General features: G+C 57.7%; 13 protein-coding genes. 6 read left to right on the top strand and 7 right to left on the bottom strand.

Annotated elements, in window-relative coordinates; translation table 11 throughout:
* Positions 1-337: 337 nt before the first annotated feature.
* Positions 338-622 carry a polyhydroxyalkanoic acid system family protein gene (locus H4V96_RS03620; protein WP_196856675.1) on the bottom strand — a complete coding sequence of 95 codons (285 nt, stop codon included), beginning with the start codon at positions 620-622 and terminating at the stop codon, positions 338-340.
* 195 nt (positions 623-817) lie between these two features.
* Between H4V96_RS03620 and H4V96_RS03615 the strand changes: the two genes are divergently transcribed.
* The 4 genes from H4V96_RS03615 to phaZ all read left to right on the top strand — a co-directional run bounded on the left by H4V96_RS03615 (position 818) and on the right by phaZ (position 4,755).
* Positions 818-2,230, top strand: coding sequence for a hypothetical protein (locus H4V96_RS03615; RefSeq protein ID WP_196856676.1), 1,413 nt, complete (start codon positions 818-820; stop codon positions 2,228-2,230).
* Between the two features lie 85 nt (positions 2,231-2,315).
* Positions 2,316-2,603 (top strand): protealysin inhibitor emfourin, encoded by a 288-nt coding sequence (locus tag H4V96_RS03610; protein WP_196856677.1) that lies wholly within the window; start codon positions 2,316-2,318, stop codon positions 2,601-2,603.
* Between the two features lie 334 nt (positions 2,604-2,937).
* Positions 2,938-3,261, top strand: coding sequence for a ferredoxin FdxA (fdxA, locus tag H4V96_RS03605; protein ID WP_010395176.1), 324 nt, complete (start codon positions 2,938-2,940; stop codon positions 3,259-3,261).
* A 273-nt stretch (positions 3,262-3,534) separates the two neighbouring features.
* Positions 3,535-4,755 carry a polyhydroxyalkanoate depolymerase gene (gene phaZ, locus H4V96_RS03600; protein WP_196856678.1) on the top strand — a complete coding sequence of 407 codons (1,221 nt, stop codon included), beginning with the start codon at positions 3,535-3,537 and terminating at the stop codon, positions 4,753-4,755.
* A gap of 66 nt (positions 4,756-4,821) precedes the next feature.
* Here the strand turns inward: phaZ and H4V96_RS03595 are convergent, their stop codons facing one another.
* Complete coding sequence (locus H4V96_RS03595) at positions 4,822-5,619, bottom strand: transporter substrate-binding domain-containing protein (RefSeq protein WP_280720701.1); 798 nt, start codon at positions 5,617-5,619, stop codon at positions 4,822-4,824.
* A gap of 284 nt (positions 5,620-5,903) precedes the next feature.
* Here H4V96_RS03595 and rsxB point away from each other — a divergent pair, with 284 nt between their 5' ends.
* Entirely contained in the window at positions 5,904-6,620 is a 717-nt protein-coding gene (rsxB, locus tag H4V96_RS03590) for an electron transport complex subunit RsxB (RefSeq protein WP_280720700.1), read from the top strand.
* The gene (gene nth / locus H4V96_RS03585) at positions 6,617-7,264 is read left to right on the top strand and encodes an endonuclease III (RefSeq protein WP_196856679.1); all 648 of its coding nucleotides are present in this window, start codon (positions 6,617-6,619) and stop codon (positions 7,262-7,264) included. The genes rsxB and nth overlap by 4 nt, the downstream gene beginning before the upstream one ends.
* A 56-nt stretch (positions 7,265-7,320) precedes the next feature.
* Here nth and proB read toward each other — a convergent pair whose 3' ends face one another.
* From proB to rplU, 5 genes are all read right to left on the bottom strand, one after another.
* Positions 7,321-8,439, bottom strand: coding sequence for a glutamate 5-kinase (gene proB / locus H4V96_RS03580; RefSeq protein ID WP_196856680.1), 1,119 nt, complete (start codon positions 8,437-8,439; stop codon positions 7,321-7,323).
* Positions 8,440-8,466: 27 nt separating this feature from the next.
* Entirely contained in the window at positions 8,467-8,877 is a 411-nt protein-coding gene (locus H4V96_RS03575) for a hypothetical protein (RefSeq protein WP_070345734.1), read from the bottom strand.
* A 12-nt stretch (positions 8,878-8,889) separates the two neighbouring features.
* On the bottom strand, positions 8,890-9,999 hold the full coding sequence (gene obgE / locus H4V96_RS03570; protein WP_010395159.1) for a GTPase ObgE: 1,110 nt from the start codon (positions 9,997-9,999) through the stop codon (positions 8,890-8,892).
* A gap of 111 nt (positions 10,000-10,110) precedes the next feature.
* Positions 10,111-10,383 carry a 50S ribosomal protein L27 gene (gene rpmA, locus H4V96_RS03565; RefSeq protein WP_010395157.1) on the bottom strand — a complete coding sequence of 91 codons (273 nt, stop codon included), beginning with the start codon at positions 10,381-10,383 and terminating at the stop codon, positions 10,111-10,113.
* Between the two features lie 40 nt (positions 10,384-10,423).
* On the bottom strand, positions 10,424-10,735 hold the full coding sequence (gene rplU, locus H4V96_RS03560; protein ID WP_038500602.1) for a 50S ribosomal protein L21: 312 nt from the start codon (positions 10,733-10,735) through the stop codon (positions 10,424-10,426).
* Positions 10,736-10,957: the final 222 nt, after the last annotated feature.

Genomic DNA, 10,957 nt, shown 5'->3' with positions numbered 1-10,957 from the left:
TGTATCTAGTCGAGAAAAAATCGACCAAGCTACTTTTAATTGGATGCGGGTGTAAAACCCGAAGAATTATTCACCACTGAGCCAGTGGGAGTACTGCGAAGCAGAGGATGAAACGCGGTGTAGTTGTTGTAAATATGACTCAAGTGTAACGCAAAAAAACAAAAAAGTCCAATGGCTTTCCAAATGGAAATGTGATAGCAATGTTATCTAGCGCACAGTCAGACGTAAAAAAGGCGAAAAGAGATGTGTTTTCATCGTCTTTTCGCCCATCGCTGTGGCGCACTCAATAGCACTAAACATGGTGCCTGACAAGGTTGGGTGGGGCGGTGGCCCAGCGTCAAACCTGCTCGGCAAACACCTGGCGCATCTTCTCGGCAATCTTGCCTTCGATGGTGGAAGCAAAGGCGCTAAGCATGAAGCCCAGCTTGATTTGCAGTTGCGCCAGGTCTTTTTCCAGAGTCAGCGAGCCATCGACGCCGCTGCGCTCGAAGCGCAGCACGTCGCCATCCCAGGCGCACGCCAAGTCATACTCCTGGGCCAGCTTGTCGGCCACTTGCTGCGCCGCTTCGCGCGCTTTCAGCGCTGTCAGCTTATGTTGCTGAACTATATTTATATCCGCCATCAAACTATCCTTTTATTAAATACGGGGGCAATACGGCCAGCATCATACCAGCCGCCATGGGGCAGGCGCGACCATGCCCGGCAGCGGCCTGGCGAAAAACGCTCCCCCTGCATCTCGTTTGCGCGGGATCAAACCGGACATGCCGAAGCGGGACGACTATTCCAGTTCCAGCTGCGCGTGTCTTGGAGAGCTACCATGGAGCAGAAAGTCATCGTGCCGGTCGAAGCCGTGCCGAGCAAATGCATTTCCCTGCCGGTCGGCTATGTCCCGACCCCCTCGGCGCCATACCGCCAGCACCGCAAAAATGCACAGCTGACCTTGCAGCCGGGTCTGCCCCGCCTGAGCGCCCCCCACCTGAACCAGGCCACGGCGCGCAAGCTTGCCGCCGTGCCCATCGGTTCGCGCGTGCTGATCTGGAAGCAAGACCCCTCCGTCAGCGACCTTGGCACGCGCAAGGCCTTCCTGCCCGGCCTGATCCTGCAAGGTCCGCGCGATGCGCGCATCACGTTTGGCGAACCGGGTATCGCGCAGGTCAGCCCGAATGCCTTCGGCGACTTTATCGTCTCGCCCAACACAGACCAGTTCGACGCCGTGCACACCTTTGCCATCGTGCGCATGACGCTCACCATGTACCAGCGCGCGCTGGCCAGCAAGGAAACGGCGCCACCGTTGCCCTGGCAATGGAATAGCGCCAGCGACACAGCACCCCTGCGCGTATTTCCGCACGGCTTGCCCAATGTCATGAATGCATATTACAGTCGCAGCGACAAGGCTCTCAAGTTCGGCGACTTCATTCCCAATGGCGCCACCGAGCGCGTCTACACCTGCCACTCGCTCGATATCGTCTCGCATGAAACGGGGCACGCCGTGCTCGATGGCCTGAAGCCAAATTGGCTGCTCAGCAACAATCCGCCGCAAACGGGCGGCTTGCACGAATCGTTCGGCGACCTGACAGCCATCTTCCTGGCCCTGTCGCAGCTGGACCAGGTGGAAGCGGTGATCGCCCAAACGAAATCGGACCTACACGACAAAACCTTCCTGGCCGACCTGGCGGAACAGTTCGGCCTGGCACTGGGCCGGCCAAACGGCTTGCGTAATGCCGACAATGACATCAAATTATCGCAAGCAGGCACGGAAGTGCACGCCATCTCGCAAGTATTTACGGGCGCCATCTACGACATCCTGGCCGACATCTTTGCCCACGAACGCCAACCCCAGCTGGAAGACGATGCAGCCGTGCTGCACCGCTGCGGCGACTACCTGCGCAGCCTTGTGCTGCGCGCCCTGGTGGCATCGCCCGAGCAAGCTGCCACGTATGCCGATGTGGCCGGGCACATGCTGACGCTCGCACAGGCCGATGGCAATAGCGCTTATCTGGACTATATCCGTAACAGCTTTAGCGTGCGCGAAGTGCTCAAGGCTCATGCCATGACAGAAGATGGCCAAATGACATTTGCGCCCGACGTCGTCGACGAGGGCGGCGCCGTGCAAGACCGGCGCGCCTGCTGCGGTACCATGAACCATGCGCAGTACAGCGAGTCAGATCAATTGCTCGAAGCAGAACGCGAAGCACTGGCCGCCTGGTGCCGCAGTTACGGCGCCCGCTAAATAGCACAGCAGCGCACCACTTCAGGCCAGCCGGATCAACGGCAGGCCATAGCCCGTCCGAGCAATATTGACAGCAAGGAGCAGCATGAAAATTTCAGCCCGTAGCAGCGGCGGCTTTGCCGGCTTGAGTGAACAGTATGATATCGATACGCAAGCCCATCCGGCTGGCCCCGGGCTGGAAGCGGCACTGGCCAGCAGTGGCTTTTTCACGCACCAGCAGGCCACGAGCGAACAGCTGGGCGCCGATATCGCGTACTGGCAAATCACCGTCGATGCGCCCACCGCGCGCCACACCATCAGGTTTAACGAGGATGGCAGTGCTGAAAATGCACGTTGGCAACAGTTGCTGACAAAAATACGTGTCAGCGCCTGACTTTTCTGGCAGGCATTTTGTGTCGATCTTGATTTGAGTAAAACAAAAACACCACACGGCAACACAACACGCCGCCCACCCCACGCCCTGCCGTATCGGGCGACTGTCGCTTTCTTGCCGCGTTCTACACGACTACGTCCCTGATAGTCGCACAATTGCGCTCTCTACGTGGCAACGGCAACGCGAAAAAATGAATTTGCTTATATGTATTGTATATAAGCGGGATTTGTGAGAAGCAGCGAATTGCCTTAAAATACAATGCTTTGCTTTAGTATGCGCCGCCGACGTTCCCGCAGGCGCTACAGCACCTCCCCCCAAAATTGATAGGACTGTTATGACCCACGTTGTCACCGAATCCTGCATCGCCTGTCGCTATACCGACTGCGTCGATGTCTGCCCGGTAGATTGTTTCCGGGAAGGCCCGAACTTCCTGGCGATCGATCCGGACGAATGTATTGACTGCGCAGTGTGCGTAGCAGAGTGCCCGGTGAACGCGATTTTTGCGGAAGAAGACGTGCCGGGCGACCAGCAAGCCTTCATCAAGATCAACGTCGATCTGGCCCGCAACTGGCCGTCGATCACCAAGACGAAGGCTGCCTTGCCGGAAGCCGAGCAATACAAAGACGTCAAGGATAAGCTCGACATGCTGGTGCGCTAAGCGCACGACAGTGCGACGGCCATTCCGGCGAGGATAACCCTCGCCGCAGGGGCATGGCGGTAAAAAAAGAACAAAAAGCAGCGGAAACGCTGCTTTTTTTGTTTTTAAAACATCGTTGTAGGTCTATCCACGCAAGTGTGGCGCGCTGTCACAGCATTGCGCAAACTGTGAACCTACGCGCGGTAAAGCACATTTTGTCCTCAACAAATATCGTAGAATTGGATTATGATAAATGGGCCGATATTGGCGCTTGGAATTAAACAAGGACTCTATATGCTTTACCAACTGCACGAACTGCAACGCTCTTTCCTCACTCCGGTGATGCAATGGGCAGACATGTCCTCCAAGTTATTTACCAACCCGGTGTCCCCACTGGCCCACACTCCGTTTTCGCAACGCATCGCAGCCGGCTACGAGCTGATGTACCGCCTTGGCAAAGACTACGAAAAACCGCAATTCGACATCCAATCCGTGCTCGTCCAGGGCGAGAGCGTCGACATTCGCGAACACGTTGTCGTGACAAAACCGTTTTGCCGTCTGATTCACTTCAAAAAAGAAGCCACTGGCTTGCAACAGCCCAAAGTTTTGCTGGTTGCCCCCCTGTCCGGTCACCACTCGACCCTGCTGCGCGATACCGTGCGCGGCTTGCTTGCCGAGCACGATGTCTACATCACCGACTGGACGGATGCGCGCATGGTACCGCTGACGGAAGGCCCGTTCCACCTCGACGACTACATTTATTACGTGCAAGAGTTCATCCGCCTGCTGGCACCTGACTTGCACGTGATTTCCGTCTGTCAGCCGACCGTGCCGGTATTGGCCGCCATCTCGCTGATGGCGACGGCCAAAGATCCGCACATGCCGAAGACCATGACAATGATGGGCGGCCCCATCGATCCGCGTCGCTCACCCACGCAAGTCAACAACCTGGCGACGGAAAAGAAATTCTCGTGGTTTGAAAACACTGTGATCTACGCGGTACCGCCCAACTACCCAGGTTTTGGCCGCAAGGTATATCCGGGTTTCCTGCAGCACGCAGGTTTCATCGCCATGAACCCGGGCCGCCACGCACAAAGCCACCGCGAGTTCTATATGCACCTGGTGACCGGCGATGACGAGCCGGCGGAAGGCCACCGCCAGTTTTACAACGAGTACAACGCCGTGCTCGACATGCCGGCCGAGTACTACCTGGACACCATCAAAACGGTGTTCCAGGAATTCAGCCTGCCGATGGGCACCTGGAAAGTGGGTGGCCAGCTGGTGCGTCCGCAAGACATCACGAACGTGGCGCTGTTCACGGTAGAAGGCGAACTGGACGATATTTCCGGCGCCGGCCAGACCCAGGCGGCGCATGACTTATGTTCCGGCATCCCTGCCGAGATGCAGCAAGACTTCGTGGCGCCGAAATGCGGCCACTACGGAATTTTCTCGGGTCGCCGCTGGCGCGAAATCATTTGCCCAAAAATCGGCGAATTCATACAAAAACACGGCTAAAAACCACGTTTCGATCAAAATGGCACGCCGGGCAAGCCTGGCGTGCCATTTTTTTATAGCCAGACTCTACTCGATCCGCTTCCAGTAATCGCGCTCCAGCCTGAGCATGTCGATATCGCGCGCCGCCTCGTTGAAGCGTTTTTGATACGCAGCACCTTCCTCGTCGCGCTTGAAACACACATGCACGGAGCGCTTCTTGAAAATGGTATCAATGATGGCGATACGCTCGCGCTCGGCCTTGCTGAAGTTGCGTCCCATCAGTAAATGCTGCAGGACTTGGCGCTCGATAAGGATCACGCGGTAACGCTTGATAAACAGTTTCTTCAAATTCGTGGCGTCGTTCAAGCCCTCTTCCGTCTTCAGTTCGCCGCGCGCCACCATGCCATCGAACTGCTCGCCATTCGCATAGCCGGCCACGGTGCCGATGCGCAGCTTGCCCATCTGTGCCAGGGTGGCACCGGGCGAGCCATCCTCCTTCAGGTAGGCCAGCACCGCCTGCGTGTTGCCAACAGGAACAGAAAAATGACAGAGTTTTTCCCGTTCGGGCGTGCGCCAGACGGCCAGAAAGCCGGCGTAGCGGGGACTGGTCAGGCCAAACTGCACGGTGCGCTTCCAGGGGAAATATTCATATCTGACGGTATAGCCGAGACGCGCGAACACGCTGCTGACCATGACACCCGATATGCCATCGGCAGGCAGGCTACGGGAAATGAAAGGCGGCCAGTCTTCCGCCGCGAAGCGGACGATGCGCAAACTGGCAGCGCCCGACGATGCCACAGGAGAGCCCGCCTGCCCGTGCGAAACGGCAAGCGTACAGTGCATGAACAAACAGAAGGGCAAACCAACTGTCCGGAGGAAACGCATGTTCTGCTCCTATGGCTAGGCGCACCTTACAGTGCAGGCGCGGCAACAGGGCTGGCGTCGGCTTTTTTTGATAATGGGCTGCATAAAAATCATGCTCCCACAAAAAAATAGAAATTGCAAAGTTTTTTATTTTCATTTTGATATCAATATGAACAATAAAATAGGCTTGCGGCGCACCTGCAACAGCCAGCCGCGACGCGCCCTATCCCCTATAGCGACACAGGTTTTTACTTACAGGCGGCCCAGATGGCCGATAATGATGTTTTATCGTCTTGAAGATGACCGTGCCGCATCCCGCCTCTCCCTCACTTGCCGACCAAATCGAAGACTTGCTGCCACAAACGCAATGCACCAAATGCGGCTACAACGGCTGCCGCCCATATGCGCAAGCAATTGCCGACGGCAACGCCGACATCAACCAATGCCCACCAGGCGGCGCGCAAGGCATCGTGCGCCTGGCCAGCTTGCTGAATAAAAAATTTATTCCACTCAATCCGGTCAACGGCATCGAACGTCCGCGATCTGTTGCCTACGTCGACGAATCACTCTGCATAGGCTGTACTTTGTGCATCCAGGCTTGCCCCGTGGATGCCATCGTTGGCGCCGCCAAGCAGATGCATACGGTGGTGACCAGCCTATGCACGGGCTGCGACCTGTGCGTGGCTCCCTGCCCCGTCGACTGCATCGTGATGTATCCCGTCAACGACGATACCAGCGGCTGGGATGCCTGGAGCCAGATGGACGCCGACGACGCGCGCACACGCCACGATTTGCGCACGCAGCGACTGCGCCGCGAAGCCGAGGCCAACGATGCGCGCCTGGCCGCCAAGGCCGTCGCCAAGATGCAGGAAGTGACACAGGAAGTATCCGTCACGTCCGACGAACAGGCTGAAAAAGAGCGCAAGCGCGCCATCATCGCCGCCGCCATTGAACGCGCGCGCGCCAAGGCCGCCGCCAGCACCGAAGCCACCGCCCCCGATACGCCGAAAAAAGACGCATGAACGCTGCCAAACGCCTGGAAATCTTTACGCGCTTGCGCGCTGCCAATCCATCGCCAAAAACGGAACTCGAATACACGACGCCGTTCGAACTGCTGATCGCCGTGCTGTTGTCGGCGCAGGCGACAGACGTGTCCGTCAACAAGGCGACCCGCTTGCTGTATCCGCTCGCCAATACACCAGCCAAGATACTGGCCCTGGGCGTCGACGAACTGGCCAGCTACATCCGCACCATCGGCCTGTTCCGCACCAAGGCCAAGAACGTCATCGCGACCTGCCAGATCCTGCTCGAGCAACACGGCGGCGAAGTGCCGCGCGATCGGGCCGGCTTGGAAGCCTTGCCCGGCGTGGGTCGCAAGACGGCGAATGTGGTCCTCAATACGGCATTTGGCGAACCGACCATGGCGGTCGACACGCATATCTTCCGCGTCTCGAACCGCACCGGTATCGCACCGGGCAAGAATGTCGATATCGTCGAGCAAAAACTGCTGAAATTCGTGCCCAAGCAATTCCTGCACGATGCCCACCACTGGCTCATCTTGCACGGCCGCTACACATGCACGGCGCGCAAACCGCAATGCTGGAACTGCATGATTGCCGACCTATGCGATTACAAGGACAAGTTGCCGATGCCGGCCGTGGTCTAGCAAAAAAAACGGCCCATCTGGGCCGTTTTGATCTGTCAGGCACTGCAAGCTAGCGCTTACAGCAAAACCATATTGTCGCGGTGTATCAGCTCATGGCCTTCCATATAGCCGAGAATGGACTCGATTTCGGTGGACGGCTTGCGCATGATGCGACGCGCTTCGCCGCTCGTGTAGTTGGACAGGCCGCGCGCCACGGGCGCGCCGGCGGCATCGACGCAAGTGATTACGGCGCCGCGGCCGAATTCGCCGTTCACGCCCGTCACGCCGATCGGCAGCAGCGACTTGCCTTCCTGGCGCAGCTTTTGCACGGCGCCCGCGTCCAGCACGACGGCGCCAGCAGTATGCAGATGATCGGCCATCCACTGCTTACGCGCCGTCAATTGTCCCGTTTGTGCCCGCAACTCCGTGCCGATCGCTTCACCCCGGGCGAGGCGACTGAGCACGTCACTATCGCGGCCCCAGGCAATGATCGTGTGCGCGCCGGACTTGGCGGCACGCTTGGCGGCGAGGATTTTCGTCAGCATACCGCCACGCCCCAGGCTGCTGCCGGCACCGCCGGCCATCACTTCCAGGGCTGGATCGCCAGCGATACCCTGCGTGATCAGGTAAGCGTTCGGGTCCTTGCGCGGATCGGCCGAGAACAGGCCATGCTGGTCAGTCAGGATCACCAGCGCATCGGCCTCGATCAGGTTGGCCACCAGCGCGCCCAGGGTATCGTTGTCGCCGAACTTGATTTCATCGGTGACGACGGTGTCGTTTTCATTGATGATCGGCACCACACCCAGGCGCAGCAGGGTCGTCAGGGTCGAGCGCGCATTCAGGTAGCGTTCGCGGTCAGCCAGGTCGGCGTGCGTCAGCAGCACTTGCGCCGTACCGAGCTGGTGGGCGCGGAAGCTGCTTTCATAGATTTGCGCCAGGCCCATCTGGCCGACGGCGGCGCAAGCCTGCAATTCGTGGATATCGGTGGGGCGCTGCTCGAAACCGAGGCGCAACATGCCTTCGGCGATGGCGCCGGAACTGACCAGCACGACTTCCTTGCCCAGTGCGCGCAAGCCGGAAATCTGCGCAGCCCAGCGGGCAATCGCGGCATGGTCGAGTCCGCGGCCATCGTTGGTGACCAGCGAGGAGCCGACTTTGATGATAATGCGGGTAGCTTTTTGAATCACGGAATCCATGGGGCGGCGCTCTTCACTTAATAGACGTCAGCGCGCAGGACGCAGCAGCAGCAAGGCCAGTCCCGCCAGCAGCTCGATTGCGCACATGAACAACACAAAACCCTGGGGCAAGCCGAAACTGAGGACCGCGTACAAACGGCCAGCGGGCTGCGCCAGGACCAACATTGCAGTGATATCGCCAAGCATGGGCGGTTCGCCCTGCCGTGCTGCGAACAGCGCCAGGAGCGCGGTAGCGCCCCAGACACCGACATGGGAGGCGTAGAACTGGCTGTAGCCGTTGACGCCATTGAGGAAGATGCCCATGCCGGCCGCCAACTCATCGGCGAACAGCAGGCAGGCGACCGCGCTCAGCCCGTAAGCATACGCGATCAGATGCAATACACGGCGCTGCCACGCTTGCTTGCGCGAGGGCGCGACAGCGACCGCCTGTACTGACATCAAGATACAGCCTTAGTCGATAATCTTGAAACGCGGATCATCCGGGTCGATCGACGAGATACCGCGTGCTTCTTCGGTCATCTGCGTTTCTTCGGCACGGCTTTCGCTGTGTTTCTTCGCTTCCAGATGTTGATAAATCGCATTCACCAGTTCCGGGCAACCCTGATGGTTCAACGCGGAGATCTCGAAGACGGGACCTTTCCAGGCGAAACGCTTGAGGAAGTCCTTGACGATCTTCTTGCGTTCGTCTTCCGGCACCATGTCGAGCTTGTTCAACACCAACCAGCGCGGCTTGTCGACCAGCGATTCGTCGTATTTCTTGAGTTCCTTGACCAGCGCCTTGGCTTCCTTGACAGGATCGACGTTGGTTTCAAACGGCGCCAGGTCGACGATATGCAACAGCAGACCCGTACGCTGCAAGTGACGCAGGAATTGATGACCCAAGCCCGCGCCTTCGGAAGCGCCTTCGATCAAGCCAGGAATATCGGCGATCACAAAGCTCTTCTCGTGCGACACGCGCACGACGCCCAAGTTCGGGTGCAGGGTGGTAAATGGATAATCGGCAATTTTCGGGCGCGCGTTCGAGACGGCCGAAATGAACGTCGACTTGCCGGCATTCGGCATGCCCAGCAGGCCCACATCGGCCAATACTTTCAGTTCCAGGCGCAGTTCGCGGCGTTCGCCTTCCTTGCCCTCGCCTTTTTGGCGTGGCGCGCGGTTGGTCGAGGACTTGAAGTGAATATTGCCCCAGCCGCCTTCGCCGCCCTTGGCCAGCATTTCGGTCTGGCCGTGTTCGGTCAAATCGGCCAGGATTTCGCCGCTCGCGTTGTCGATGATCAAGGTGCCGACAGGCATGCGCAGGTGAATGTCATCGGCGCCCTTGCCATAGCAATCTGCGCCACGGCCAGGCTCGCCATTGCGAGCCTTGTGCATTTTGGAGAAGCGGAAATCGACGAGCGTATTGATGTTACGGTCGGCGACTGCCCAAATGGTGCCGCCCTTGCCGCCATCGCCGCCATCGGGACCGCCGAAAGGCCGGAATTTTTCACGGCAGAAAGAGGCGCAGCCGTTGCCGCCATCGCCCGCGATGACTTCGATTTTTGCTTCGTCGATAAACTTCATAATTTTGCCGCCATAAAACTAAAAAGGCTCTACCTTGGGCAGAGCCTTTCGATTGAAGGCTTGCGCCTTACATCATGCGATCACAGCGGAGCAAACTGGCTCCGCGATGAATTACGCTGGTACTGCTGCGTTAGGTACGACGGTCACGAATTGCTTCGAGCCAGCACCTTTGACAACGAACTTCACTTTGCCCGCGATCAACGCGAACAAGGTGTGGTCTTTGCCCATGCCTACGCCTTCGCCGGCGCGCACTGGGGTGCCGCGTTGACGAATGATGATGCCGCCAGCATTGATAGCTTGGCCGCCGTAGACTTTAACGCCCAGACGTTTTGATTCTGAATCACGGCCGTTTCGCGTTGTGCCGCCGCCTTTTTTATGTGCCATTTAAGACTCCTTGATAGCTGATTAATTCAAACAGCGGCGATTAGCCGTTGATCGAAACGATTTGGATTTCGGTAAAATTCTGGCGATGGCCTTGATGCTTCTGGTAGTGCTTACGACGACGCATCTTGAAAATTTTGACCTTATCATGGCGACCATGCGCCACAACCGTAACCAGTACCGTTGCACCTTCGACCAATGGCGCACCAAATTTAATGGTGTCGCCCGCGCCTACTGCGAGAACTTGATCGATGGTGATTTCGGAACCAATGTCTGCCGGTATCTGTTCTACTTTAAGTTTTTCGCCAGCGACAACTTTGTATTGTTTGCCACCGGTTTTTATGACCGCGTACATGATTTGAAACCTCATCAAATGTTGAAAGAATATGTCCCACTGCTACGCAAAGCAAGCCGTACACAACAGGGGGAGCCTGCAATTATACATGGACTGAGAAATTGCGTCAAAAACTATTCACAAAGCTTGACGATCGTGGTATGTCGACAACCTGACCATCGTGTCAGGCTTGCGCCAAGCGGACAGGAAAGTGTGCGCCAGTGCCAATAAGGTCAAACAATT

It is taken from the genome of Janthinobacterium sp. CG_23.4 (genome assembly GCF_029892305.1).
Lineage (GTDB): Bacteria > Pseudomonadota > Gammaproteobacteria > Burkholderiales > Burkholderiaceae_D > Janthinobacterium > Janthinobacterium lividum_D.
This window is presented reverse-complemented; position numbering and strand designations above follow the sequence as displayed.